Below are 22,297 nucleotides of genomic sequence, written 5' to 3' on the forward strand. Positions count from 1 at the left end.
AGCCGAGGTCTATATCCTGACCAAAGACGAAGGTGGCCGTCACACGCCGTTCTTCGCGAACTACCGTCCACAGTTCTACTTCCGGACCACCGATGTGACCGGGACTGTTGAACTGCCAGAAGGTACTGAAATGGTTATGCCAGGCGACAACCTGAAGTTCGGTGTTGAACTGATCGCCCCGATCGCCATGGAAGATGGCCTGCGCTTCGCGATCCGCGAAGGCGGTCGTACCGTTGGTTCCGGCGTTGTGTCGAAAATCATTGAGTAATTGCGACAGCAATTCTCGAACGAGAAGGGGCTGCCAATCGGCGGCCCCTTTTGCGTTCAAGTTACGAGATGATTTGAGGCGCACAATCAAACATGTGTCGAAAATTATCGAGTAATTACGGGGCGGCTTCGCGTAAGCGAAACGCACCGAAGACTAAACTGGGCGACAGGTGAATTGGCAAAGCCAAATCACCGAGAGCCTAAGCGGAAAACTAAAGAAGGGCCTCGCAAGACGCGGGGCCCTTTTTACATAAGCGCAAAGCCATCCCAAAGGGCCCGCCCGACCCCGGGTGGGCGCGGATACAGCCTTGGAAATCCAGCAAGTCACACCGCGCGTAACCGTCCTGCGTGATGAAAGCTCGCAATACGTCCTCCCGCGGGGATGAGGAGGGGACCGTCGCCCCAGTGGGGCGGCGAAAGCCCTGACGAACGGGCGTGGCCCGTGCCTTTCCATATCTCCGAAAGCGTGCTCAAGTAGGCAACTCATATTAGTTTCACGGTGTGGGAACTGTATTGAGGCGTGAGGGAACTTGATGGCGACTAGAGACCAGTTGTACGCAAAATTTGGCATTACTGCGGAGGCGGCACAGCTATTTGAAACGGTTCTGGGAACGATCGTACTCATTGCCAAGGGCCGGAATAACGATTGGTTCGTGGATGCGGATCCTGTAGCGGCGGCCACAATATTAAAACGCGTTGAGCGTAGTACTCTCGGCGGAATCTTAAATGGGCTGCTAAGCAAAGAACATCAGCTTAGCAGTGAAGATCTTGTAATGTTCAAAAAAGGGCTGGATACCCGAAATAAGCTTTTTCATGGATTTTATGAACGACACAATTTTAGTATTCAAACTGAAGCGGGTCGCGATGAGATGATTGCTGACCTCGAAGAGATCCATACTGAGCTTTTCAACTGTTGGCAGCGAGCTGGAGAAATCTGTGATTGCCTCAGTGATGGGCTTCTTTCGCAAGAAATGATTGACGAGATAGTAGAACGTGGAATTGGCAAATAAGCCTTGCCACACACCCCTTCCCGCTGTAATGCACAGCAGTTCGCAATGCGAATAACCACGAGACGGGATTCGTTCCCGTCTTTTGGCATTGAAGAGGGCAGGGGGAATGAGCCACCTGTCGTCCTATCAACTCTTTGCCTGAAAGGGCGAATGCTATGACAAGTCAAAACATTCGTATCCGTCTTAAGGCGTTTGACTATCGTGTACTGGATGCCAGCACACAAGAGATCGTCAACACCGCCAAACGCACGGGTGCAGACGTTCGCGGGCCCATCCCGCTTCCCAACAAGATTGAGAAGTTCACGGTTCTCCGTGGTCCGCACGTTGACAAGAAATCCCGCGATCAGTTCGAGATCCGTACGCACAAGCGTCTTCTCGACATCGTTGACCCAACACCGCAAACCGTGGACGCGCTGATGAAGCTCGACCTCGCCGCTGGTGTTGACGTCCAAATCTCGGTTTAAGGAGGGTATCCAAGATGCGCTCTGGTGTAATCGCGAAAAAAATGGGCATGACCCGTTTGTTCATGGAAGACGGCAAGCAGATCCCTGTGACCGTTCTTCAACTGCAAAGCCTGCAGGTTGTTGGCAACCGCACCGAAGACAAGCACGGCTATACCGCCGTTCAGCTTGGCGCCGGTGAGGCAAAAGCAAAACGCACATCCCAAGCCATGCGCGGCGTTTTTGCCGCTGCTAACGTGGCGCCCAAGCGTAAGCTGGTGGAATTCCGTGTATCAGAAGAGAACCTCATCGAAGTTGGTGCGGAAATCTCGGCTGAGCATTATGTGGAAGGCCAAAAAGTTGACGTCGCCGGTACCTCGATTGGTAAAGGTTTTGCCGGTGCTATGAAACGTCACAACTTTGGTGGTCTTCGCGCCACGCACGGTGTGTCGATTTCGCACCGTTCGCACGGTTCGACTGGCCAGTGTCAGGATCCGGGCAAAGTTTTCAAAGGCAAAAAGATGGCCGGTCACATGGGTAATGTCCGTGTAACCACCCAAAACCTTGAGGTTGTTCGGACCGACGCAGATCGTGGCTTGATCATGATCAAAGGCGCCGTACCGGGTTCCAAAGGTGGCTGGGTCACCATCAAAGACGCTGTGAAAAAGAAACTGCCAGAGAATGTTCCATTCCCGGCCGCTTTGAAATCAGCAGCAACTGAAGCTCCCGCAGTGGAAGCTCCAGCGGAAGGTGGTGAAGCATGAAACTTGATGTGATCAAACTTGACGGTGGCAAAGCTGGTTCTGTTGAACTGAATGATGCCCTCTTTGGTCTTGAGCCGCGTGCAGACATTCTGCACCGTGTGGTTCGTTGGCAGCGTAACAATGCGCAGGCCGGCACCCACAAGGTAAAGACGCGCTCAGAAGTTAAATACTCGACCAAGAAGATCTATCGCCAAAAAGGCACCGGTGGCGCACGCCACGGCGCTCGCTCGGCTCCGATCTTCCGCGGTGGTGGTGTTTACAAAGGCCCAGTTGTGCGTTCGCACGGCCACGACCTGACCAAGAAATTCCGTAAATTGGGTCTGAAACACGCCCTGTCCGCAAAAGCGCAAGCTGGCGAACTGGTTGTGATCGAAGACGTGACCACGGAAGGCAAAACCAACGTTCTGGCCAAACAGGTCAAGGACCTGGGTTGGAAACGCGCCCTGATCATCGACGGCTCTGACGTGAACGAAGCGTTCGCAAAGGCCGCCAAGAACATCGAAGGTCTGGATATCCTGCCAACGATGGGCGCCAACGTATATGACATCCTGAAACGTGACACTCTCGTGATCACCAAAGCAGGTGTCGAAGCTCTGGAGGCTCGTTTGAAATGAGTGTCAAAGCAGAACTCTATGACGTGATCCGCAAGCCGATCATCACCGAGAAAGCAACCCAAGCCTCTGAAAATGGTGCTTATGTTTTCGAAGTGGCAATCGACAGCAACAAACCGCAGATCAAAGAAGCTGTAGAAGCTTTGTTCGAAGTGAAGGTGAAAGCAGTAAACACCACCATCACCAAGGGTAAAGCCAAACGTTTCCGCGGCCAGTTGGGCAAGCGTAAAGACGTGAAAAAAGCCTATGTGACCCTTGAAGAAGGGAATGCAATCGACGTGTCCACCGGACTCTGATTGTAGGCTGATAGAACTCGGAAAGGCCCTCGCGATTGCGGGGGCCTTTTTCGTTTGGGCCGGAAAATCACATGTCGTCGGGTCGAAACCATCAGCAACACAGTGTTTTGACTCGTAATTGGGGGCATCTCGCCTAAAATACCATTTTAATGCGTTTTGACTTAAACTTGGATCACCTATCGCTGCCTGAAATCAAAGATTTCAACGCGTTAGTTGATTGGGGTGTTGCAAGGTAAAGTCGAAACGCTTTTGATCATTCATTTTGTGATGAGGAAGCCGCCCATGTTGACCCGCCGCCATTTCGTGATGACCTCCACCGCATTGTTCTCATGCCCGATTGCCACCCCCCTGTGGGCGCAAGAGGCATCAAAACCCGCGCGGCGCCCCGTGTCGGACAGTTCAAAATGGGCCTCATATGACGCGCGCGTGACCCCGGCCAATTACGATCCTGCCACCTCAAACCCTTGGGGGCTGCACCCACGGTTTCTGCCCCAAGTGGTGCAGGCGAATGCCGGGCTGACGCCGGGGGATATCCATGTGGATGCGGTGGCGCGCTATCTTTATCACATCCGCGAAGATGGCACCGCGATGCGCTACGGCGTGGCGATTGCCAAGGGGAACCTTTATGAACCCGGGGTCTATACAATCGGGCGCAAGGCCAAATGGCCGACCTGGACGCCGACCCCCGCGATGATCAAGCGTGAGCCGCATAAGTACAAAAAATACGAGGATGGTCAGGACGGCGGGCCACGCAATCCGCTCGGCTCTCGTGCGCTGTATCTTTACGCGGGCAAGCGCGACACCTATCTGCGCATCCACGGATCCCCCGCGCCGCGATCCATCGGATCACGCGCCAGCTCTGGCTGTGTGCGCATGGTGATGGCGCATATCATTGGGCTTTATGATCAGGTCAACACCGGCGTAACCGCGCATCTTTACGCGACCGAGCGGGTCACGGCGCAAAGTTAAAGCGCTTTCGGTTTTCATTGACGCATCTGCCAGCGCTTTTTGCGTTTGAGCGCGGTGAAAGGCAGCGAACAAGCGATACAACGTGAACTGGAAACGCTCTAATGCGCCGGGCTTATGTCTCAGCAGGGACCGCTTGCGGGGTGCAGATCGGCCGCCCCTCGGTGTTTCTGAGCGGCAGATAGGTCGTTTCAACCGGCCCGTTGTGGCGGTATACCAAACACCCGTCGCGCGCATCAATACGCACGTCACTTAGATCCTGCTGCGGGTCAGCCTTTGCGCGCAGCGCATCTGTCGTGACCGCCGCCACAGGGCGCAGGTTCGGATCAACATCAACCACGGCCCCACCCTCTGGCGACACACAAGCCGAGAGCACGAGCACGGCCCCCCCGGCAATAACACCCAATCTTCTCATAATAGATACCCCTGAATTGCTTTATGAGAGGATGGGGGATTTTCGTGGGGATGGGAAGGGGGGATGCGAGGTGGTCGTAAGTCGCGAAGGAATTTGAAATTGAAGAAGGCCCTCGTGATCGCGGGGGCCCTCTTTTGTCACTTGCGCATTTTTGAAGCTGATCCCTTCTTGTTAAGGAGGAATTAGTCGATGTTCTATTAGTGTGCGGATATGATGAAGTATCTTTCACACTTTCGGACGGATTGGACGTGGCTCGTAGCGCTCCACATGATTGCTTTTCTGGGCTTCCATGCGACTGTAGAGCTTAACGGGGCCTTATGGTTTCAAAGGCTGACTTATGACCAGCACGAATGGCTTGCGATTGCCGTTGGGGAAATTGGATTTTGGGTGTGGTCGCTGGGATTTGCGGCTTACTTTCTTCTGTTGGCAGTCGGCACCAATACCAACCGTCTATTCACTTCCCTGAGCTTCTTTCTCGCGCTCGTCTGTTTTATTGAATACCGCTACCCGGTTGCCACCAGTTTTTTGGTGGTTTTGGGCCAGTTCGACCGGATAGGGTATCTGGTGCTTGAGCAAGTTGCGCCACTGAAAGATGTGCTTGGACTCAGTTGATTGAGATATTCACAGGGTAGGAAAAGAACGTTGCACCGCTTGAGTATGAGACTCGGACGGCGAACTCGATTGTGCCGGTTGTCATCGCTTCAAATGTAGCTGACCCAGAATCGGTGAAGGTGTCTTCATAGCTTCCGTGACCGTCGTAGGATTCAATGACGATAGCATAGATCGCACCACCTCCTGCGGGGTCTTCCGCGCTCCAACTGATTTCATAGGATTGCCCTAGCTCAACACTTACAGAAATGGTTCCGTTGTTGTAATTTCCACCAGCGCCAGCATCAATGCTGGTGCTTGACTTTCTTTGAAGGCGCGGTTTTTTGTTTGCGACGGCCATATTTACGGCTTGTTGCAGTGATTTCGCATTGAATTCATACATTGTTGACGTCCATCAATTGATAATGGCCGGAGCATCCCATCGGAACATTAGCGACTCCCAACCCTAGCGTTCGGATTTAGCACTCTTTATTAATAAACCGGGGTAGGCGCGCGTGGGGAAGTAGCCAAACATTCTTAGAAGAATACCGCAGTAAGTTGGATTGTTCTCCTCCCCTATAGACACTCCCCCCCATCCCCGTTATATCCGCACAGTCGCTAGGCCCCAGATTCGTTCTGTGGCCTTTTGATATTTGGAATTGGGGACCTGTTTGCAGTCGATAACGGGGCCCTTTATTGGTCACCTGCACAAATGCAGGGGGCTTTACTTTCCAGGGGATGATGTCGGGAAAACTCGGTGCATCGCCTGAGCTAAACGGAAGACAGAAAGCATGGCATTAAAGTCGTATAAACCGACGACGCCAGGCCAGCGTGGGCTGGTTCTGATCGACCGTTCGGAGCTGTGGAAAGGTCGTCCGGTTAAATCCCTCACCGAGGGTTTGACCAAGTCGGGCGGCCGGAACAATACCGGACGGATCACGTCGCGCCGCCGTGGTGGCGGAGCAAAGCGTCTCTATCGTATCGTAGACTTCAAACGCAACAAGCTGGATATTGCAGCCACAGTTGAGCGGATCGAATATGACCCCAACCGTACGGCCTTTATCGCGCTGGTAAAGTATGAAGACGGCGAACAAGCATACATCCTGGCCCCTCAGCGTTTGGCTGTTGGCGATCAGGTTGTTGCATCTGCAAAAGCTGACATCAAGCCGGGCAACGCGATGCCGTTCTCTGGCATGCCGATCGGTACTATTGTTCACAACATCGAGATGAAACCAGGCAAAGGCGGCCAGATCGCCCGTGCAGCTGGGACATACGCTCAGTTTGTTGGTCGTGACGGTGGTTACGCACAGATCCGCCTGTCTTCAGGTGAACTGCGCCTCGTTCGTCAGGAATGTATGGCCACTGTTGGTGCCGTGTCGAACCCCGACAACTCGAACCAAAACTTCGGTAAAGCCGGCCGTATGCGCCACAAAGGCATTCGTCCGTCGGTTCGTGGTGTTGTTATGAACCCGGTTGATCACCCCCACGGTGGTGGTGAAGGTCGGACTTCTGGTGGTCGTCACCCGGTTACTCCTTGGGGTAAACCGACCAAAGGTGCACGTACCCGCAACAAGAACAAGGCGTCGTCGAAGCTTATCATTCGCTCGCGTCACGCTAAGAAGAAGGGTCGCTAAATATGGCACGTTCTGTCTGGAAAGGCCCTTTTGTCGACGCTTACGTCCTCAAAAAAGCCGAGAAAACCCGCGAGTCGGGTCGCAACGAAGTCATCAAAATCTGGTCGCGTCGTTCGACCATTCTGCCCCAGTTCGTGGGTCTGACTTTTGGTGTCTATAACGGTCACAAGCACATCCCTGTGAATGTTACCGAAGAAATGATTGGCCAAAAGTTCGGTGAATATTCGCCAACTCGTACCTATTACGGTCACGCGGCTGATAAAAAAGCGAAGAGGAAGTAAGCCATGGGTAAGGATAAAAATCCCCGCCGCGTGGCCGATAACGAAGCAATGGCTAAGACCCGTATGCTCCGTACGTCCCCGCAGAAACTGAACTTGGTTGCTGGTATGATCCGCGGCAAGAAAGTCGATCGTGCACTGACCGATCTGACCTTCTCGAACAAGCGCATCGCACAAGACGTGAAGAAATGCCTTCAGTCTGCTATCGCCAACGCCGAGAACAACCACAACCTTGACGTCGACGAATTGGTCGTGGCCGAGGCCTATGTGGGCAAAAACCTGACCATGAAACGTGGTCGCCCACGTGCGCGTGGTCGTTTCGGCAAGATCATCAAGCCGTTCTCGGAACTCACCATCCTGGTGCGTCAAGTTGAGGAGCAAGCGTAATGGGTCAGAAGGTTAATCCAATTGGCATGCGTCTGCAGGTCAACCGTACTTGGGACAGCCGCTGGTACGCTGAAAGCAAAGATTTTGGCGATCTTCTTCTGGAAGACATCAAAATCCGCGACTTCATCAAAACCGAGTGTAAGCAAGCCGGCATCAGCCGTGTGATCATTGAACGTCCGCACAAAAAGTGCCGCGTTACAATCCACACTGCACGCCCCGGTGTGATCATTGGTAAAAAAGGTGCAGACATTGAAACTCTGCGCAAGAAAATTGCCAACATCACCGACAGCGAACTGCACCTCAACATCATCGAAGTGCGCAAGCCCGAGCTGGACGCTGCTCTCGTAGCAGAAAACATCGCTCAACAGCTTGAGCGTCGTGTGTCCTTCCGTCGTGCCATGAAACGTAGCGTGCAAAACGCTATGCGTATGGGCGCGTTGGGCATTCGTGTGAATGTTGCTGGCCGTCTGGGTGGTGCTGAGATCGCCCGTACCGAATGGTACCGTGAAGGTCGTGTGCCGTTGCACACTCTGCGCGCAGACATCGACTATGCACATGCTGAAGCAATGACGCCTTATGGCATCATTGGGATCAAAACCTGGATCTTCAAAGGCGAGATCATGGAACACGATCCACAAGCGCGTGACCGTCGTCAGGCTGAGCTCCAAGAAGGTCCCGCGCCCCGTGGCGCCGGCGGCCGTCGTTAAGGAGAAGATAGATGCTGCAACCAAAGCGTACTAAATTCCGCAAGATGCACAAAGGCCGGATTAAAGGCCTTGCAAAAGGTGGTTCCGATCTGAACTTTGGCACATACGGTCTGAAGGCTCTTGAGCCTGAGCGCGTAACCGCCCGTCAAATCGAAGCTGCTCGTCGTGCAATGACGCGTCACATGAAACGTCAAGGCCGCGTATGGATCCGGATCTTCCCGGATACCCCCGTGTCCTCGAAACCAACCGAAGTTCGGATGGGTAAAGGTAAGGGTTCGGTAGACTTCTGGGCTGCCAAAGTGAAACCCGGCCGTGTGATGTTTGAAATCGACGGTGTATCGGACGACGTTGCCCGCGAGGCCCTGCGCCTTGCCGCAATGAAACTCCCGGTCAAAACCCGTACTGTGGTACGTGAAGACTGGTAAGGTCGAAATCGCATCGCGATTTCTGACCAAAGCGGTATAGCGGATTTCAAAGAAATCCGCGGGCCGCACCCGGTTTGAAATAGAAAGCCCCGCCAGAAATGGCGGGGTTTTTGCTATTTATGGCGCTCAATTCGTTCGTGAAACCATTTATGAAGTTCGTCAAATCCCATACCACCGGAAGCCACCGCCACAACCAAATCGTCAATGGGTTCGTCGTCAGGAATGTCTAAATAGAAGCCGCTTCGCTCAATGAGCAATTCAACCAAAATCCATGCGGTTCTCTTGTTGCCGTCCGTGAAGCCGTGGTTTCCAACGACACTTTCTAGTAAAGCCGCTGCCTTGCGAGAAATTGGGCGATGATAACCAGAGTAAGGACGAGAGATTGCAGATTCAATTAGGTGAAGGCTCGTGACGCCGTGTCTGCCGCCGTATGAGAGGGCCTCATCATGTGCTATGAATGCATCGGCTAACGTGAGCCGGTAGTGGCGCCTAGCGATTGACAAGCCGTTTCAAAGCAGCACTTCGCTTCTTTGAAACTTCTTTCGTACAGCTACGCGTAACGAAACTCCCCGAAGTGATGCTTTTACCACTTCGCACATTTACAAACTGACCTGACTTGGCGTCACGTGTGACCGAGCCACCTTTCAGCGTTGTCTTTTCGGTTGTGTTTGTCATCTTCTTCTTCGTTCTCAATAGATCTGGTTACATGTCTATATCTATTATCTAGTTTTCCTAAGAAAAAAGTAAAGGTGCGTACGCCCAACCTCCCCTTAATAACGGGTCTGGGCGTCACCCAAATCCCCAAACTATCCCTTGCCCCCATACCCCATTCCCCCTATAGAGGCGCATCGCACAGATTCCGCACGCGGGATTCGTGTGTTTTGACATTCACCCACCAGGTTAAGGGTCACCTGTCGCATACGGGCAGAGCTCTCTGGTGTAAGGAAAGGAAAAGGCGAAATGAACGCCAAGGATCTTCGTGAGAAGTCGCCCGAAGAGCTGAAGACAGCTCTCGCCGACATGAAGAAAGAAGCCTTCAACCTGCGCTTTCAGCAGGCCACCGGCGCAATCGAAAATACCGCTCAGATGAAAAAAGCACGTCGCAACGCCGCGCGTGTAAAAACCATTCTGAACGAAAAAGCAGCAGCTGCTGCGGCAACCGAATAAAGGAGCCTGAGATATGCCCAAACGTATTTTGACCGGCACCGTGACTTCGGCCGCCAACGAGCAAACTGTAACCGTTTCTGTAGAGCGTCGCTTTAAGCACCCGCTTCTGCAAAAAACCGTTCGTAAGTCGAAGAAATATCGCGCTCACGACGAAAAGAATGCCTTTAAGGCAGGGGACAAAGTTCGCATCATCGAATGTGCGCCGAAATCCAAAACCAAGCGTTGGGAAGTTCTGGAAGGTTAAGTTTAACTTACCTTCCCGGACGACTTAACAAGTCGAAACCCTGGGGGTTCCGCCATGCATCGGCGCCCCAAAGGTCGGGAGAAACCACATGATCCAGATGCAAACCAATCTGGATGTAGCTGACAACAGCGGCGCGCGCCGTGTTCAGTGCATCAAGGTTCTGGGTGGTTCCAAGCGTAAATACGCATCCGTAGGCGACATCATTGTTGTCTCGGTTAAGGAAGCCATTCCGCGCGGTCGCGTTAAAAAAGGGGATGTCCGCAAGGCCGTCGTCGTACGCACCGCAAAAGAAGTCCGTCGTGAAGACGGCACCGCCATTCGCTTCGACCGCAACGCGGCCGTTATCTTGAACAACAACAACGAGCCCGTCGGCACCCGGATCTTTGGACCGGTTGTTCGCGAACTCCGCGCGAAGAACTTCATGAAGATCATCTCGCTGGCTCCGGAGGTGCTGTAAGATGGCTGCTAAACTGCAAAAAGGCGATAAAGTTATCGTTCTGGCCGGGAAAGACAAAGGCAAAGAAGGCGCGATCGCATCTGTTGATCCAAAAGCCGGAAAAGCCATTGTTGACGGCGTGAACATGGCCGTACGCCACACCCGTCAAAGCCAAACGTCACAAGGTGGCCGCATCCCGAAAGCGATGCCAATCCAACTGTCGAACCTGGCTCTTTTGGACAAGAATGGCAAAGCGACCCGTGTTGGCTTCCGTGAGGAAGACGGCAAGAAAGTACGTTTTGCGAAATCAACAGGGGAGACCATCTGATGTCTGATTATACCCCCCGTCTGAAGTCCGCGTATAAAGACAGCATTCGTGCCACTCTGAAAGAAGAGTTCGGCTATAAAAACGACATGCAGATCCCACGCTTGGACAAAATCGTTCTGAACATTGGTTGCGGTGCCGCAGCCGTGAAGGACTCGAAGAAAGCCAAGTCGGCTGTTGCTGACCTGTCTTCCATCGCGGGTCAACAGGCGTTGACGACCAAAGCCAAGAAATCGATCGCTGGTTTCCGCGTCCGTGAGGACATGCCGATGGGTGCGAAAGTGACCCTTCGCGGCGACCGTATGTACGAATTCCTGGATCGTCTGATCACCGTTGCTATGCCTCGTATCCGCGACTTCCGCGGCGTATCTGGCACTTCGTTTGATGGCCGTGGCAACTATGCCATGGGCTTGAAAGAGCACATCGTATTCCCAGAAATCGACTTTGATAAAGTTGATGAAAACTGGGGTATGGACATCGTGATTGCCACCACCGCGAAAACCGACGCGGAAGCAAAGAGCATGCTGAAAGCCTTCAACATGCCCTTTAACAGCTGATCCGCGGGAAGGAATAGACATGGCTAAAAAAGCAATGATCGAACGCGAGAAGAAGCGTCAGGCTTTGGTGGAAAAATACGCCGCCAAGCGTGCTGCTCTTAAAGAGATCGCAAACGATGAAAGCAAATCGATGGAAGAGCGTTTTACCGCTCGCCTGAAACTTGCAAAACTGCCGCGTAACAGCTCGGCCACACGCTTGCACAACCGTTGCCAGCTGACCGGTCGTCCGCATGCTTACTATCGTAAACTCAAAGTTTCGCGGATCGCGCTGCGGGAACTTGGCTCTAACGGCCAAATCCCCGGCATGGTGAAATCGAGCTGGTAAGGGAGAGACAGATATGAACGATCCTATCGGCGATATGCTCACCCGTATCCGTAACGCTCAACTGCGTGGTAAAACCACTGTTTCGACCCCTGCGTCGAAACTGCGCGGCTGGGTTTTGGATGTTCTTCAGGACGAAGGTTACATCCGCGGCTACGAAACTGGTAACGACGTAAATGGTCATCCGACCCTTGAAATCGGCCTTAAATATTATGATGGCACCCCTGTCATTCGCGAAGTGAAACGGGTTTCAAAACCTGGTCGTCGCGTTTACATGGGCGTGAAAGACATCCCACAGGTCCGTCAGGGTCTGGGTGTGTCGATCGTGTCCACCCCTAAGGGTGTCATGTCGGACGCAAATGCTCGCAGCCAGAATGTTGGCGGCGAAGTTCTTTGCACCGTCTTCTAAGGAGGTCTGAATGTCTCGTATTGGTAAAAAACCAGTCGAACTGCCCGCAGGCGTTAGCGCTTCGGTTTCAGGCCAGACTGTTGAAGTAAAGGGCCCCAAAGGGACCCTCACATTCACCGCCACCGACGATGTCACAATCACCGTCGGGGACAGCAGCGTTTCGGTTGAGCCTCGCGGCAAATCAAAACGTGCGCGCCAACAGTGGGGCATGAGCCGCACAATGGTTGCCAATCTGGTAACTGGCGTATCCGAAGGGTACAAAAAAGAGCTCGAAATCAACGGTGTTGGTTATCGTGCGACAATGCAGGGCAACACCCTGAAATTGAACCTCGGCCTGTCCCACGACGTTGATTATGTTGCACCGGAGGGCGTCACAGTGACGGCCCCCAAGCAAACCGTCATCATCGTCGAAGGCATCGATCAACAACTCGTCGGCCAAGTTGCGGCCAATATCCGCGCCTGGCGGAAACCCGAGCCCTATAAAGGCAAAGGTATCAAATACAAAGACGAGTATATCTTCCGCAAGGAAGGTAAGAAGAAGTAAGGACCAGCAAGATGGCAAACAGCAAACGGACCCTGTTCCTCAAGCGCCGCCTGCGCGTCCGGAACAAACTTCGCAAGAACAATGTGGGCAAAATGCGCCTCTCTGTTCACCGCTCGAACAAGAACATCAGCGTTCAGCTGATCGACGACGTTCAAGGCACCACCCTGGCTTCGGCCTCGTCGCTGGAAAGCGCATTGGGTGTTGTTGGCAAAAACAACGTAGAAGCCGCTTCCAAAGTGGGCGCTGCGATTGCCGAGCGCGCGAAAAAAGCCGGTGTCGAAGTATGTTACTTCGACCGTGGTGGCTTCCTCTTCCACGGCAAAGTGAAGGCCTTGGCCGACGCAGCCCGTGAAGGTGGCTTGAAGTTCTAAGAACCTAGCGCAACCCGAAAACTGGGAACCGGTTTTCGGACCTAGTTGCGCGACAAAAAAAAAGAGGAGGGCGGTGATGCCCTCCCGATGATCCAGGGGCGACAGATGAAGGTCTGTCGCCCACTAGGATTGAGATTTAATGGCGTCAAATACGCCACTTGAAAGGATTGCCAAATGGCAGAACGTGATAACCGTCGGGGCAACCGCCGCGACCGTGATGAGACACCGGAATTTGCAGATCGCCTGGTCGCGATCAACCGCGTTTCCAAAACCGTAAAAGGTGGTAAACGCTTTGGCTTCGCAGCCCTCGTGGTTGTTGGCGACCAAAAAGGCCGCGTTGGCTTTGGTAAAGGTAAAGCGAAAGAGGTCCCTGAGGCCATTCGTAAAGCCACCGAGCAAGCCAAGCGCCAAATGATCCGCGTGCCCCTTCGTGAAGGCCGCACCCTGCACCACGACATCGAGGGCCGTCACGGCGCTGGTAAAGTGGTTATGCGCACAGCCCCAGAAGGGACCGGTATTATTGCTGGTGGCCCAATGCGTGCCGTGTTCGAAATGCTGGGCGTGAAAGACGTGGTTTCCAAGTCTTTGGGTTCCGCAAACCCCTACAACATGATCCGTGCGACCATCAACGGCTTGACCAAAGAAGCAAGCCCGCGCCAAATCGCACAGCGTCGTGGTAAAAAAGTGGCTGACATCCTGGGCAACAAAGACGCTGCCCCGGCTGAAACCACTGACGCGTAAGGAGATCTGACCAATGGCTAAAACCATCGTTGTAAAACAGGTCGGCTCGCCGATCCGTCGCCCCAGCAAACAGCGTCAAACGCTGATCGGCTTGGGTCTGAACAAGATGCACAAAACCCGTGAACTCGAAGACACCCCCGCCGTCCGCGGCATGGTGCGCTCGATCTCTCACATGGTTGAGATCATCGAAGAAAAAGGGTGAAAACCGGTTCAGACCGTAAGGTCTGACACTCCTTCCAGTGAAAGGAGTGAGGTTTGAACGGGCACAGCTCCGGCACCAAGTTTCTTTGAGACATTAAAACGCCCCGGTCAGAAATGGCCGGGGCGTTTTGCTTACTGCGGTCGCTCACTTGCAATTTGTCTAAGTTGATGCCGCCACCAATACACAGCCTCTCTGAAGTAATGTAACTTCTGCTCGACGATGGGTTCGACGTCATACTCGCCCGGTTCTAGGTAGGGCTCAGTCACAAAGCCGAGCTCAAATTCCTTGAGGATGTTATTTCTTTCCTTCTCGATGAATTCCCAAAACACCCAATTGCCAGACCGATCAGATTTCCATTTCCTCCAATGATTTTGCGCGTTCTACCAATGATTCCTCCTATTTGGTGAGAGTATACCTTCTATGGTGGTTAGTTTCAGCACGGCCCATCCGGGCAGCGCCCGACCCTCCCCACGGGAGGGCGCTTTTGCAACGGCCCATCCGATTGATACATCTCGAAACTTGCGCCGCTGCGAAATACACACGGGTCTTGGCACCCACCCAGTGTCGGGCGCTGCCCTCACCCCCCACCCCCTGCACCCAACGCAACCCAGCCCTTCCAAATCTCGGGCTGGTCCACGCCAAAATACACGCCTATGAGAACGCCACCTTATCACCTTTGAACCGGAGGCCCCGCATGGCCGTTCTCACCGCTCCCCTTGGTCTCTTCAGCGCCCTCGTCACGACAGCAACACTGGCCATCAAACGCTTCCTTGCCTCAAAACCGACCCAAACCTGGTCCCAGTTCATGCATGATTGCAATTGCGGCAAGTAAACCAACACCGCCGCACCTGCCTTCCTCTTTCCAAAAATATCCTGGGGTGAGACGCGCAGCGGCGAGGGGCAAGGCCCCTTTCCACTTGATCCACACGGCACGCTGTTCTATACGCCCCCGGTGGCGCGCATTTCGGTGCAATCCATAGAATCAAAATCACACGCCGTGTTTGGCCCCGTTACGCTTCTGGGGTCAGTTCCGGCAATAGGAGAAGCGACATGAAACTTCATGAACTGCGCGACAATCCCGGCGCAACAAAACCCCGCAAACGCATTGGTCGTGGTCCGGGGTCCGGCACTGGTAAAACCGGTGGCCGTGGTATCAAAGGTCAAAAATCCCGTTCGGGTGTGGCCATCAATGGTTACGAAGGCGGCCAAATGCCCTTGTACCAACGTCTTCCCAAGCGTGGCTTTAACAAACCGAACCGTAAAAAGTTCGCTGTTATCAACCTTGGTTTGATCCAGAAATTCATCGACGAGAAAAAGCTCGACGGCAAAGACATCACCGAAGACACCTTGGTTGCTTCGGGTCTGGTGCGTCGCAAGCTTGACGGCATCCGTGTGCTGGCCAAAGGCGAACTGACCGCCAAAGCCAACATCACCGTGACCGGCGCGTCGAAATCGGCTGTTGAAGCTGTTGAGAAAGCTGGCGGTAAACTTACCGTGGCGGCCCCGGCTGCGGCTGAATAAGACCTTGTTCGGGGCGCGATTGCCCCTTACATGTCTTTTACGTTTTCAAACGCCGCCGAGCCCGGGAACGGACCGGCGGCGTTTTTCTATATTAGGGGGCCTTGATGGCATCTGCAGCAGAACAAATGGCCGCAAACATGAGCTGGGGCGCCTTTGGCAAAGCCTCGGAATTGCGCCAGCGCATCTTATTCACCATCGGCTTGCTGATCATTTACCGCATCGGCACCTATATTCCTGTCCCCGGCATTGATGCCGGCGCGCTTCGCGACTTTATGGAACAGGCGCAATCAGGCATCGCCGGCGTTTTGGGCATGTTCACCGGCGGCGCCCTGTCGCGGATGGGTGTGTTTGCGCTGGGGATCATGCCGTATATCTCGGCCTCGATCATCGTACAGCTTCTGTCTTCCATGTGGGAGCCGCTGAAACAGCTGAAAAAAGAAGGCGACGCAGGCCGCAAGAAGATCAACCAATACACCCGTTACGGGACGGTTCTTCTGGCCACCGGTCAAGCCTTTGCCCTGGCAAATTCGCTTCAGGCGGGCGAGCTGGTGCATACGCCGGGCCTGTTCTTTCTGGCCTCCTGTGTGATCACCCTTGTGGGCGGCACCATGTTCCTGATGTGGCTGGGTGAACAGATCACCGCACGCGGCATCGGCAACGGCATCTCGTTGATCATCTTTGTCGGCATCGTGGCTGAAATTCCCGCCGCATTGGCACAGTTCTTGGCATCTGGTCGTTCGGGCGCCGTCAGCCCCGGTGTGATCATCGGCGTGCTGGTCATGATCGCGCTTGTGATTGCCTTTGTGGTCTTTATGGAACGCGCGCTGCGCAAGGTGCATATCATGTATCCGCGCCGCAACGTGGGCATGAAGGTGTATGAAAGCAACTCGTCCCACCTGCCGATCAAGGTGAACCCTGCGGGCGTGATCCCGGCGATTTTCGCCTCGGCGCTGTTGCTGCTGCCGACCGCCATTTCGACCTTCTCGTCGGGTCAAACCGGCCCGATTATGTCGACGGTTCTGGCGTATTTTGGCCCCGGCCAACCGCTTTACCTGTTGTTCTTCACCGCGATGATCGTGTTCTTCACCTTCTTCTACACCAAAGAAGTTGCGTTTAAGCCGGATGAAGTGGCGGACAACCTGAAGAATCAGGGCGGCTCGATCCCCGGCATCCAGCCCGGTAAGAAAACAGCGGCGGCTTTGGACTATATTGTGACGCGTATTTTGGTGATGGGGGCCGCTTACCTTGCGGCAGTTTGTCTCTTGCCAGAGATTCTTCGTAGCCAACTCGCCATTCCGTTCTATTTTGGCGGGACATCCGTGCTCATCGTTGTTTCGGTAACGATGGACACAATCCAACAGGTTCAGTCCCACATGCTGGCGCACCAGTACGAAGGCCTGATCGAAAAATCCCAATTGCGCGGTAAGAAGCGTAAGAAAAAAGGACCAGCCAGACGATGAATCTTATTCTTCTCGGACCCCCCGGTGCAGGTAAAGGCACACAAGCGCAATTTCTTGTGGAAGAGCGGGACATGATCCAGCTTTCCACCGGTGACATGCTGCGTGAAGCCAAAAGCTCGGGGACCGAGATGGGTCTTAAGGTTGCTGCCATTATGGATGCTGGCGGCCTTGTGACCGATGAGATCGTTATTGGGTTGATCAAGGAAAAGCTGCAGGGCGACAAAAAGGGTGGCTTCATCTTTGATGGCTTCCCCCGCACCCTGCCGCAAGCGGACGCGCTGGCCGATCTGCTCGCAGAGCAAGGCGAGACTTTGGACGTCGTGATCGAGATGCAGGTGGATGATGAGACGCTGGTAAAGCGGATTGTGAACCGCGCCGCCGAAGCTGTCGCCGCAGGCAAAGAAGCCCGTGCGGATGACAACGAGGAAAGCGTGCGTTTCCGCCTGATGGAATATTATAAAAAGACCGCGCCGCTGATTGGTTATTACTGGGCCAAAGGCAACCTGACCTCGATTGATGGCTTGGGCGAAATTGCCGAAGTGAAAGCGTCGATTGCGGGTGTGATGGATCGCTAAGTCTTTCGGTTTTGAATATCCTAAAACGCCGCGCATCTGTCGCGGCGTTTTTCGTTGTGGTGGGTGTGTCCGTGACGCGGTTTTAAAAGGGGCTTTGCCCCTCTTGCCCGATGGGCAATTCACCCCAGGATATTTTTGGAAAGAGGAAGGCGCGCGCGGGAAGCGGAAGGCAAAAATCATGGCTGAGAAGGTCTTGTGGAATTCCATCCTTGACCTTTGCGCCAATCCCTTCTAATTCACCCCATCCCTTACGGGAATCGGTGTTTGCCGGGGTCGCACCCCAAAGACATCGGATCATCGAATTCAGCAAAGGCCCGCAGATCTGATCCGCGGGCTTGTGTTGTGAAAAAAGGTTCCGGAACTACGGAACCGCAACCAAAAGGAACATAACACTTGGCACGTATCGCCGGCGTTAACATCCCGACCCATAAACGGGTCCCGATCGCCCTGACATATATCACTGGTATTGGCCACACATCGGCCGCTGCTATCTGCGAAGCCGTTAATATCGACGTCACCCGTCGTGTTAACGAACTGTCGGACGCTGAAATCCTCGCCATTCGCGAGCATATCGACGCGACCTACACCGTAGAAGGCGACCTTCGTCGTGAAGTTCAGATGAACATCAAACGTTTGATGGATCTGGGCGCGTACCGTGGCCTTCGCCACCGTCGCAACCTTCCTGTACGCGGTCAGCGTACTCACACCAACGCTCGTACCCGCAAAGGCCCCGCAAAGGCCATCGCTGGTAAGAAGAAGTAAGGGAGGGTTTGATCAATGGCACGCGATAAAACAACTCGTCAAAAGAAAAAAGAGCGCAAGAATATTGCCTCTGGTGTTGCGCACGTTAACTCGTCGTTCAACAACACCAAAATCCTCATCTCTGATGTGCAAGGCAACGCCATTTCGTGGTCGTCTGCTGGCACCATGGGCTTTAAAGGGTCGCGTAAATCGACACCTTATGCCGCTCAGATGGCTGCTGAGGATGCTGGTAAAAAAGCACAAGAGCACGGCGTTAAAACGCTTGAAGTTGAAGTTCAAGGCCCCGGTTCGGGCCGCGAGTCAGCTTTGCGCGCGTTGGCTGCGATCGGTTTCAACATCACCTCGATCCGTGATGTAACCCCGATGGCCCACAACGGTTGCCGTCCGCCTAAACGCCGCCGCGTTTAAGCACCGCACTATTTGCCGGGGCACGGACTTATCCGTGGCCCGGCTTTTTGTCATTTTTAACCTCGGGCGTCCTGCCCTTACGGACATGGGGACGGGACTGGAATGGAGGGACACATGATCCATAAAAATTGGGCTGAGCTGATCAAGCCAACGCAGCTGGAAGTGAAGCCGGGCAACGACCCAGCACGCCAGGCAACTGTGATTGCCGAACCGCTGGAACGCGGCTTTGGTCTGACGCTTGGCAACGCGCTGCGTCGCGTTTTGATGAGCTCGCTGCAAGGTGCGGCCATCACATCGGTACAGATTGACAATGTTCTGCACGAGTTCAGCTCGATCGCGGGTGTCCGTGAAGACGTGACCGACGTGATCCTGAACCTCAAAGGCGTTGCCATCGACATGGAAGTTGAAGGCCCCAAGCGTCTGTCAATTTCTGCCAAAGGCCCACTGGTTGTTACCGCTGGTGACATCTCGGAAAGCGCTGGCATTGAGATCCTGAACAAAGAACATGTGATCTGTCACCTGGATGACGGCGCTGATTTGTTCATGGAACTGACTGTGAACACCGGCAAAGGCTATGTGGCCGCTGACAAAAACAAACCGGAAGACGCGCCAATTGGCCTGATCCCGGTCGATGCGATTTATTCGCCCGTGAAAAAAGTCAGCTATGACGTACAGCCCACCCGTGAAGGTCAGGTTCTCGACTATGACAAACTGACGCTGAAGCTGGAAACCGATGGGTCGGTCACACCAGATGACGCCGTGGCCTATGCTGCGCGCATTCTGCAAGATCAACTGTCGATCTTCGTGAACTTTGACGAGCCTGAATCAGCAAGCCGTCAGGACGAAGATGATGGTCTCGAGTTCAACCCGCTTCTGTTGAAGAAAGTGGACGAGCTGGAGCTGTCTGTGCGTTCGGCAAACTGTCTCAAGAACGACAACATCGTCTATATCGGGGATCTGATCCAGAAAACCGAAGCAGAGATGCTGCGCACGCCAAACTTTGGCCGCAAGTCGCTTAATGAGATCAAAGAAGTGCTTTCGGGCATGGGTCTGCACCTCGGCATGGATGTCGAAGAATGGCCACCAGAAAACATCGAAGATCTGGCGAAGAAATTCGAAGACCAGTTCTAAGATTGACAGACGACCGGGGGCGGCGTAAAGCGGCCCCCGTGCGCATTCCCACGACAAGGGGACCGGTTTTCCGGTTCGGGAATGCGCGCATCAATGCCCACACTGGTGGGGAATAGGTGCGAAATCATAAGGATTTCACACCCGGGCGATCCTGCCCCAAGGAGAGGGACCGACACGCATCGGTTCTCAGACAAAGCACCGCTCATTCAAGAGCACCAAATGAAGGATAAGAAACATGCGTCACGCAAAAGGCTACCGTCGCCTGAACCGGACCCACGAACACCGCAAAGCGATGTTCGCAAACATGGCCGGCTCGTTGATCGAGCACGAGCAAATCAAAACCACTTTGCCAAAAGCAAAAGAACTGCGTCCGATCATTGAAAAAATGATCACGCTGGCGAAACGCGGCGATCTGCACGCCCGTCGTCAAGCCAACGCACGTCTGAAACAAGACATGCATGTTGCGAAATTGTTCGACGTTCTGGGCCCACGCTTTGCGGACCGTCAAGGTGGTTACGTTCGCGTGCTGAAAGCTGGTTTCCGTTATGGCGACATGGCACCGATGGCGATCATCGAATTTGTGGACCGTGATGCCGACGCCAAAGGCGCCGCTGACCGTGCCCGTCTGGAAGCTTTCGAAGCAGCCGACGAAGAATAAGGTTACCCATGTAACCCAAAAGCCTCGCCTTTTGGCGGGGCTTTTTTTGTGTCATGTTTGGCAAAGCGGTCGCGCAAAAAATCGCCGTTTCGATGTTCAGAACACGGGTTTGACTGGACAAAAGAAATAATTACGATTTTAACGAAACTTGTATCAACGCTTTACTATTATAGGTTGTTTGACAACAATGGGCCTGTCTAAAAGGATAGGCCTCTACCATGTCAGGGATGATCTCAAACGATGAGTGACGTACAAGGACTTGATCAAGGGCTGGCCAAATTGGCTGACTTGTCACCCAAGGGCTATGCCTTGGGGTTACATATCCGTTTTGCCTCGGCCCACCTTATGATCCAGACCTATGATGCCCGTTGGACCGAAATTTATACCGAAAAAGGGTATATGCTCGCGGATCCTATGGTGTTTTGGGGATTTGGCACAGAAGGCGCAATCCGTTGGAGCGCGCTTGACCTGCCTGATCCACACGACATCTTGGGACAGGCGGCCAGCTTCGGGTTGACCTACGGGGTTGCGGTGTCATTTGGCCCCACATCGTCACGAACCATCGGCGGCTTTGCCCGCGGGGATCGGGAATACACCGATGCTGAAATCGCAGCGATCCAGGATATCGTGCAGGATTTGCATGTGAAATCGACCCCCCCTGAACAATTGACATCAGCTCAACGAATGGCGCTGAGGCTTATCGCCAAAGGCAGCCGCCACACCGAGGCGGCCGCTCTTTTGGGGATATCGGAAAGTGCACTTAAGGCCCGTTTGCGCAGCGCGCGTGAACGTCTTTTCGTGCGCACCACGGCCGAGGCGATTCAACGAGCGCAGGAGTATAATTTGCTCTGACAGTCGCGCGGTCTCATGAGGTTCACCAACCGTGGAGGCTAGGATGCAAACGACGACAATATCATTCCAGAACATGCATACGCATGGGGCGCTGTTGAGCAATATTCTCAAGGCCCGTCGCGAATGCTTTATTGTGCAAGAGAACTGGGATCTGCCGGAAACGGATGGGATGGAGTTCGATCAATATGACACACCGCAAAGCCGTTGGATTGCTGTGCACAAGGAGGGTCGGGTCTTGGCCGGGATCCGTCTGACCCCAACCACAGCCAAATGCGGGATGTACAGCTATATGATCCGCGACGCCCAGCTGGGCCTGTTGCAATCCATCCCGGTCGGCATCCTTTATGATGCGGCCCCGGTGGCGGAACATATCTGGGAAAGCTCGCGGGTGTTTATCGCACAGGATGTGCCCGCCGCAGATCGCGGCCACATTCAGAAAAGCCTGATTGGCGAAATGGTACACACCGCGCAATGTAATGGCGCCAGCGAAATTCTGGCGCTTTGCCCGCGGGCGTGGAAACGCTGGATGCGTATGCTGGGCTATGAGACCGAACATGTGGGTCCCCCGCTGGAAATTGGCGGCACCGTCAACCAAGCGATCCATATGTATCTGCGCCCCGCGCTTCACTAGGGCGCTTTCAGTTGATATTGACGCGGTTGTTCGCGGCCTTTCGCTGCGCTCAAACGCGAAAAGCGATGGCAGATGCGTCTATGAAAACTGGGACCGCTTTCGCGGGACAAATGCCGGCGGGGGTCGGCGGCAGAAAGTGATCCTCGCCGCGCGTGCGTTTTGCGCTTTTCACACCGGGGCCGGGTGCCTACTG

General features: G+C 54.1%; 36 protein-coding genes. 33 read left to right on the forward strand and 3 right to left on the reverse strand.

Annotated elements, in window-relative coordinates; genetic code table 11:
• The 7 genes from KKW20_RS00005 to KKW20_RS00035 all read left to right on the forward strand — a co-directional run.
• A partial coding sequence (locus KKW20_RS00005; RefSeq protein WP_484771491.1) for an EF-Tu C-terminal domain-related protein occupies positions 1-268 on the forward strand: 268 nt, incomplete at its 5' end.
• Between the two features lie 532 nt (positions 269-800).
• Positions 801-1,277, forward strand: coding sequence for a hypothetical protein (locus KKW20_RS00010; protein ID WP_214565037.1), 477 nt, complete (start codon positions 801-803; stop codon positions 1,275-1,277).
• A 155-nt stretch (positions 1,278-1,432) separates the two neighbouring features.
• Positions 1,433-1,741 (forward strand): 30S ribosomal protein S10, encoded by a 309-nt coding sequence (gene rpsJ, locus KKW20_RS00015; RefSeq protein WP_214565039.1) that lies wholly within the window; start codon positions 1,433-1,435, stop codon positions 1,739-1,741.
• Between the two features lie 14 nt (positions 1,742-1,755).
• A complete protein-coding gene (gene rplC / locus KKW20_RS00020) occupies positions 1,756-2,481 on the forward strand; it encodes a 50S ribosomal protein L3 (RefSeq protein WP_214565041.1) in 726 nt (241 codons plus the stop codon).
• Positions 2,478-3,095: a 50S ribosomal protein L4 gene (rplD, locus tag KKW20_RS00025; RefSeq protein ID WP_214565044.1), complete on the forward strand. Its 618-nt coding sequence runs from the start codon at positions 2,478-2,480 to the stop codon at positions 3,093-3,095. The genes rplC and rplD overlap by 4 nt, the downstream gene beginning before the upstream one ends.
• Positions 3,092-3,388, forward strand: a complete 297-nt coding sequence (locus KKW20_RS00030; protein ID WP_214565046.1) for a 50S ribosomal protein L23 — start codon at positions 3,092-3,094, stop codon at positions 3,386-3,388. Before rplD ends, KKW20_RS00030 begins: the two co-directional genes overlap by 4 nt.
• Positions 3,389-3,670: 282 nt before the next feature.
• Positions 3,671-4,357, forward strand: coding sequence for a L,D-transpeptidase (locus KKW20_RS00035; protein WP_214565994.1), 687 nt, complete (start codon positions 3,671-3,673; stop codon positions 4,355-4,357).
• Between the two features lie 112 nt (positions 4,358-4,469).
• Here KKW20_RS00035 and KKW20_RS00040 read toward each other — a convergent pair whose 3' ends face one another.
• Positions 4,470-4,769, reverse strand: coding sequence for a hypothetical protein (locus tag KKW20_RS00040; protein WP_214565048.1), 300 nt, complete (start codon positions 4,767-4,769; stop codon positions 4,470-4,472).
• A 267-nt stretch (positions 4,770-5,036) separates the two neighbouring features.
• Between KKW20_RS00040 and KKW20_RS00045 the strand changes: the two genes are divergently transcribed.
• On the forward strand, positions 5,037-5,381 hold the full coding sequence (locus tag KKW20_RS00045) for a hypothetical protein (protein WP_214565050.1): 345 nt from the start codon (positions 5,037-5,039) through the stop codon (positions 5,379-5,381).
• Here KKW20_RS00045 and KKW20_RS00050 read toward each other — a convergent pair.
• Complete coding sequence (locus KKW20_RS00050; RefSeq protein ID WP_214565051.1) at positions 5,374-5,760, reverse strand: hypothetical protein; 387 nt, start codon at positions 5,758-5,760, stop codon at positions 5,374-5,376. The two genes, KKW20_RS00045 and KKW20_RS00050, sit on opposite strands and share 8 nt — an antisense overlap.
• A gap of 388 nt (positions 5,761-6,148) precedes the next feature.
• Between KKW20_RS00050 and rplB the strand changes: the two genes are divergently transcribed.
• The 5 genes from rplB to rplP are packed head-to-tail and all read left to right on the forward strand — an operon-like array spanning position 6,149 to position 8,788.
• The gene (gene rplB, locus KKW20_RS00055) at positions 6,149-6,991 is read left to right on the forward strand and encodes a 50S ribosomal protein L2 (RefSeq protein WP_214565053.1); all 843 of its coding nucleotides are present in this window, start codon (positions 6,149-6,151) and stop codon (positions 6,989-6,991) included.
• 2 nt (positions 6,992-6,993) lie between these two features.
• Positions 6,994-7,272: a 30S ribosomal protein S19 gene (gene rpsS, locus KKW20_RS00060; protein WP_214565055.1), complete on the forward strand. Its 279-nt coding sequence runs from the start codon at positions 6,994-6,996 to the stop codon at positions 7,270-7,272.
• A 3-nt stretch (positions 7,273-7,275) separates the two neighbouring features.
• Positions 7,276-7,656 carry a 50S ribosomal protein L22 gene (gene rplV / locus KKW20_RS00065; protein WP_214565057.1) on the forward strand — a complete coding sequence of 127 codons (381 nt, stop codon included), beginning with the start codon at positions 7,276-7,278 and terminating at the stop codon, positions 7,654-7,656.
• Positions 7,656-8,363 carry a 30S ribosomal protein S3 gene (gene rpsC / locus KKW20_RS00070; RefSeq protein ID WP_214565059.1) on the forward strand — a complete coding sequence of 236 codons (708 nt, stop codon included), beginning with the start codon at positions 7,656-7,658 and terminating at the stop codon, positions 8,361-8,363. The genes rplV and rpsC overlap by 1 nt, the downstream gene beginning before the upstream one ends.
• An 11-nt stretch (positions 8,364-8,374) precedes the next feature.
• Positions 8,375-8,788 (forward strand): 50S ribosomal protein L16, encoded by a 414-nt coding sequence (gene rplP / locus KKW20_RS00075; protein ID WP_214565061.1) that lies wholly within the window; start codon positions 8,375-8,377, stop codon positions 8,786-8,788.
• A 113-nt stretch (positions 8,789-8,901) separates the two neighbouring features.
• Here rplP and KKW20_RS16680 read toward each other — a convergent pair whose 3' ends face one another.
• Entirely contained in the window at positions 8,902-9,291 is a 390-nt protein-coding gene (locus tag KKW20_RS16680) for a type II toxin-antitoxin system death-on-curing family toxin (protein ID WP_214565063.1), read from the reverse strand.
• Positions 9,292-9,748: 457 nt separating this feature from the next.
• Here KKW20_RS16680 and rpmC point away from each other — a divergent pair, with 457 nt between their 5' ends.
• The 20 genes from rpmC (at position 9,749) to KKW20_RS00180 (ending at position 22,104) form a co-directional block, all read left to right on the forward strand.
• A complete protein-coding gene (gene rpmC, locus KKW20_RS00085) occupies positions 9,749-9,955 on the forward strand; it encodes a 50S ribosomal protein L29 (protein WP_214565065.1) in 207 nt (68 codons plus the stop codon).
• Positions 9,956-9,968: 13 nt separating this feature from the next.
• Positions 9,969-10,199: a 30S ribosomal protein S17 gene (gene rpsQ, locus KKW20_RS00090; protein ID WP_214565066.1), complete on the forward strand. Its 231-nt coding sequence runs from the start codon at positions 9,969-9,971 to the stop codon at positions 10,197-10,199.
• Positions 10,200-10,287: 88 nt separating this feature from the next.
• The gene (gene rplN, locus KKW20_RS00095) at positions 10,288-10,656 is read left to right on the forward strand and encodes a 50S ribosomal protein L14 (RefSeq protein ID WP_005621870.1); all 369 of its coding nucleotides are present in this window, start codon (positions 10,288-10,290) and stop codon (positions 10,654-10,656) included.
• Between the two features lies 1 nt (position 10,657).
• A complete protein-coding gene (rplX, locus tag KKW20_RS00100; protein ID WP_214565067.1) occupies positions 10,658-10,963 on the forward strand; it encodes a 50S ribosomal protein L24 in 306 nt (101 codons plus the stop codon).
• Positions 10,963-11,517, forward strand: coding sequence for a 50S ribosomal protein L5 (gene rplE / locus KKW20_RS00105; protein ID WP_214565068.1), 555 nt, complete (start codon positions 10,963-10,965; stop codon positions 11,515-11,517). Before rplX ends, rplE begins: the two co-directional genes overlap by 1 nt.
• A gap of 19 nt (positions 11,518-11,536) precedes the next feature.
• Positions 11,537-11,842 (forward strand): 30S ribosomal protein S14, encoded by a 306-nt coding sequence (gene rpsN / locus KKW20_RS00110; RefSeq protein ID WP_214565069.1) that lies wholly within the window; start codon positions 11,537-11,539, stop codon positions 11,840-11,842.
• A 13-nt stretch (positions 11,843-11,855) separates the two neighbouring features.
• Positions 11,856-12,248: a 30S ribosomal protein S8 gene (gene rpsH, locus KKW20_RS00115; RefSeq protein WP_214565070.1), complete on the forward strand. Its 393-nt coding sequence runs from the start codon at positions 11,856-11,858 to the stop codon at positions 12,246-12,248.
• A gap of 10 nt (positions 12,249-12,258) precedes the next feature.
• Positions 12,259-12,792 (forward strand): 50S ribosomal protein L6, encoded by a 534-nt coding sequence (rplF, locus tag KKW20_RS00120; RefSeq protein WP_214565071.1) that lies wholly within the window; start codon positions 12,259-12,261, stop codon positions 12,790-12,792.
• Positions 12,793-12,803: 11 nt separating this feature from the next.
• Positions 12,804-13,163 carry a 50S ribosomal protein L18 gene (gene rplR, locus KKW20_RS00125; RefSeq protein WP_214565073.1) on the forward strand — a complete coding sequence of 120 codons (360 nt, stop codon included), beginning with the start codon at positions 12,804-12,806 and terminating at the stop codon, positions 13,161-13,163.
• A 174-nt stretch (positions 13,164-13,337) separates the two neighbouring features.
• Complete coding sequence (gene rpsE / locus KKW20_RS00130; RefSeq protein WP_214565074.1) at positions 13,338-13,904, forward strand: 30S ribosomal protein S5; 567 nt, start codon at positions 13,338-13,340, stop codon at positions 13,902-13,904.
• Positions 13,905-13,917: 13 nt separating this feature from the next.
• Positions 13,918-14,106, forward strand: a complete 189-nt coding sequence (gene rpmD, locus KKW20_RS00135; protein WP_214565075.1) for a 50S ribosomal protein L30 — start codon at positions 13,918-13,920, stop codon at positions 14,104-14,106.
• Between the two features lie 1,050 nt (positions 14,107-15,156).
• Positions 15,157-15,627 (forward strand): 50S ribosomal protein L15, encoded by a 471-nt coding sequence (gene rplO, locus KKW20_RS00140; RefSeq protein ID WP_214565076.1) that lies wholly within the window; start codon positions 15,157-15,159, stop codon positions 15,625-15,627.
• Between the two features lie 104 nt (positions 15,628-15,731).
• The gene (secY, locus tag KKW20_RS00145) at positions 15,732-17,087 is read left to right on the forward strand and encodes a preprotein translocase subunit SecY (RefSeq protein ID WP_214565077.1); all 1,356 of its coding nucleotides are present in this window, start codon (positions 15,732-15,734) and stop codon (positions 17,085-17,087) included.
• Positions 17,084-17,662 carry an adenylate kinase gene (locus KKW20_RS00150; RefSeq protein WP_214565078.1) on the forward strand — a complete coding sequence of 193 codons (579 nt, stop codon included), beginning with the start codon at positions 17,084-17,086 and terminating at the stop codon, positions 17,660-17,662. The genes secY and KKW20_RS00150 overlap by 4 nt, the downstream gene beginning before the upstream one ends.
• A 393-nt stretch (positions 17,663-18,055) precedes the next feature.
• Entirely contained in the window at positions 18,056-18,424 is a 369-nt protein-coding gene (rpsM, locus tag KKW20_RS00155; protein ID WP_214565079.1) for a 30S ribosomal protein S13, read from the forward strand.
• Between the two features lie 15 nt (positions 18,425-18,439).
• Positions 18,440-18,832, forward strand: a complete 393-nt coding sequence (rpsK, locus tag KKW20_RS00160) for a 30S ribosomal protein S11 (RefSeq protein WP_214565080.1) — start codon at positions 18,440-18,442, stop codon at positions 18,830-18,832.
• Between the two features lie 114 nt (positions 18,833-18,946).
• Positions 18,947-19,963, forward strand: a complete 1,017-nt coding sequence (locus KKW20_RS00165) for a DNA-directed RNA polymerase subunit alpha (RefSeq protein ID WP_214565081.1) — start codon at positions 18,947-18,949, stop codon at positions 19,961-19,963.
• Between the two features lie 235 nt (positions 19,964-20,198).
• Entirely contained in the window at positions 20,199-20,621 is a 423-nt protein-coding gene (rplQ, locus tag KKW20_RS00170) for a 50S ribosomal protein L17 (RefSeq protein ID WP_214565082.1), read from the forward strand.
• Positions 20,622-20,861: 240 nt separating this feature from the next.
• Complete coding sequence (locus KKW20_RS00175; protein ID WP_214565084.1) at positions 20,862-21,473, forward strand: autoinducer binding domain-containing protein; 612 nt, start codon at positions 20,862-20,864, stop codon at positions 21,471-21,473.
• Positions 21,474-21,567: 94 nt separating this feature from the next.
• A complete protein-coding gene (locus tag KKW20_RS00180; RefSeq protein WP_343207536.1) occupies positions 21,568-22,104 on the forward strand; it encodes an acyl-homoserine-lactone synthase in 537 nt (178 codons plus the stop codon).
• The last annotated feature ends 193 nt before the right edge of the window (positions 22,105-22,297 follow it).

Source organism: Aliiroseovarius lamellibrachiae (genome assembly GCF_018599245.1).
In the GTDB taxonomy this organism is placed as follows: domain Bacteria; phylum Pseudomonadota; class Alphaproteobacteria; order Rhodobacterales; family Rhodobacteraceae; genus Aliiroseovarius; species Aliiroseovarius lamellibrachiae.

What these genes read in the sequence shown, in the direction of transcription:
- KKW20_RS00045 (WP_214565050.1), top strand. Translation starts at nt 5,037, where the DNA reads ATGATTGCTTTTCTGGGCTTCCATGCGACTGTAGAGCTTAACGGGGCC.
- KKW20_RS00050 (WP_214565051.1), bottom strand. Translation starts at nt 5,760, where the DNA reads ATGTATGAATTCAATGCGAAATCACTGCAACAAGCCGTAAATATGGCC.
- KKW20_RS00030 (WP_214565046.1), top strand. Translation starts at nt 3,092, where the DNA reads ATGAGTGTCAAAGCAGAACTCTATGACGTGATCCGCAAGCCGATCATC.
- KKW20_RS00165 (WP_214565081.1), top strand. Translation starts at nt 18,947, where the DNA reads ATGATCCATAAAAATTGGGCTGAGCTGATCAAGCCAACGCAGCTGGAA.
- KKW20_RS00035 (WP_214565994.1), top strand. Translation starts at nt 3,671, where the DNA reads ATGTTGACCCGCCGCCATTTCGTGATGACCTCCACCGCATTGTTCTCA.
- rplC (WP_214565041.1), top strand. Translation starts at nt 1,756, where the DNA reads ATGCGCTCTGGTGTAATCGCGAAAAAAATGGGCATGACCCGTTTGTTC.
- rplF (WP_214565071.1), top strand. Translation starts at nt 12,259, where the DNA reads ATGTCTCGTATTGGTAAAAAACCAGTCGAACTGCCCGCAGGCGTTAGC.
- rpsE (WP_214565074.1), top strand. Translation starts at nt 13,338, where the DNA reads ATGGCAGAACGTGATAACCGTCGGGGCAACCGCCGCGACCGTGATGAG.
- rpsJ (WP_214565039.1), top strand. Translation starts at nt 1,433, where the DNA reads ATGACAAGTCAAAACATTCGTATCCGTCTTAAGGCGTTTGACTATCGT.
- rpsN (WP_214565069.1), top strand. Translation starts at nt 11,537, where the DNA reads ATGGCTAAAAAAGCAATGATCGAACGCGAGAAGAAGCGTCAGGCTTTG.
- rpmD (WP_214565075.1), top strand. Translation starts at nt 13,918, where the DNA reads ATGGCTAAAACCATCGTTGTAAAACAGGTCGGCTCGCCGATCCGTCGC.
- KKW20_RS00175 (WP_214565084.1), top strand. Translation starts at nt 20,862, where the DNA reads ATGAGTGACGTACAAGGACTTGATCAAGGGCTGGCCAAATTGGCTGAC.
- KKW20_RS00150 (WP_214565078.1), top strand. Translation starts at nt 17,084, where the DNA reads ATGAATCTTATTCTTCTCGGACCCCCCGGTGCAGGTAAAGGCACACAA.
- rplD (WP_214565044.1), top strand. Translation starts at nt 2,478, where the DNA reads ATGAAACTTGATGTGATCAAACTTGACGGTGGCAAAGCTGGTTCTGTT.
- rplV (WP_214565057.1), top strand. Translation starts at nt 7,276, where the DNA reads ATGGGTAAGGATAAAAATCCCCGCCGCGTGGCCGATAACGAAGCAATG.
- rplX (WP_214565067.1), top strand. Translation starts at nt 10,658, where the DNA reads ATGGCTGCTAAACTGCAAAAAGGCGATAAAGTTATCGTTCTGGCCGGG.
- rplQ (WP_214565082.1), top strand. Translation starts at nt 20,199, where the DNA reads ATGCGTCACGCAAAAGGCTACCGTCGCCTGAACCGGACCCACGAACAC.
- KKW20_RS00010 (WP_214565037.1), top strand. Translation starts at nt 801, where the DNA reads ATGGCGACTAGAGACCAGTTGTACGCAAAATTTGGCATTACTGCGGAG.
- rpsC (WP_214565059.1), top strand. Translation starts at nt 7,656, where the DNA reads ATGGGTCAGAAGGTTAATCCAATTGGCATGCGTCTGCAGGTCAACCGT.
- rplO (WP_214565076.1), top strand. Translation starts at nt 15,157, where the DNA reads ATGAAACTTCATGAACTGCGCGACAATCCCGGCGCAACAAAACCCCGC.
- rpsS (WP_214565055.1), top strand. Translation starts at nt 6,994, where the DNA reads ATGGCACGTTCTGTCTGGAAAGGCCCTTTTGTCGACGCTTACGTCCTC.
- rpmC (WP_214565065.1), top strand. Translation starts at nt 9,749, where the DNA reads ATGAACGCCAAGGATCTTCGTGAGAAGTCGCCCGAAGAGCTGAAGACA.
- rplB (WP_214565053.1), top strand. Translation starts at nt 6,149, where the DNA reads ATGGCATTAAAGTCGTATAAACCGACGACGCCAGGCCAGCGTGGGCTG.
- secY (WP_214565077.1), top strand. Translation starts at nt 15,732, where the DNA reads ATGGCATCTGCAGCAGAACAAATGGCCGCAAACATGAGCTGGGGCGCC.
- rplE (WP_214565068.1), top strand. Translation starts at nt 10,963, where the DNA reads ATGTCTGATTATACCCCCCGTCTGAAGTCCGCGTATAAAGACAGCATT.
- rplN (WP_005621870.1), top strand. Translation starts at nt 10,288, where the DNA reads ATGATCCAGATGCAAACCAATCTGGATGTAGCTGACAACAGCGGCGCG.
- rpsH (WP_214565070.1), top strand. Translation starts at nt 11,856, where the DNA reads ATGAACGATCCTATCGGCGATATGCTCACCCGTATCCGTAACGCTCAA.
- rpsQ (WP_214565066.1), top strand. Translation starts at nt 9,969, where the DNA reads ATGCCCAAACGTATTTTGACCGGCACCGTGACTTCGGCCGCCAACGAG.
- rplP (WP_214565061.1), top strand. Translation starts at nt 8,375, where the DNA reads ATGCTGCAACCAAAGCGTACTAAATTCCGCAAGATGCACAAAGGCCGG.
- KKW20_RS00040 (WP_214565048.1), bottom strand. Translation starts at nt 4,769, where the DNA reads ATGAGAAGATTGGGTGTTATTGCCGGGGGGGCCGTGCTCGTGCTCTCG.
- rplR (WP_214565073.1), top strand. Translation starts at nt 12,804, where the DNA reads ATGGCAAACAGCAAACGGACCCTGTTCCTCAAGCGCCGCCTGCGCGTC.
- rpsK (WP_214565080.1), top strand. Translation starts at nt 18,440, where the DNA reads ATGGCACGCGATAAAACAACTCGTCAAAAGAAAAAAGAGCGCAAGAAT.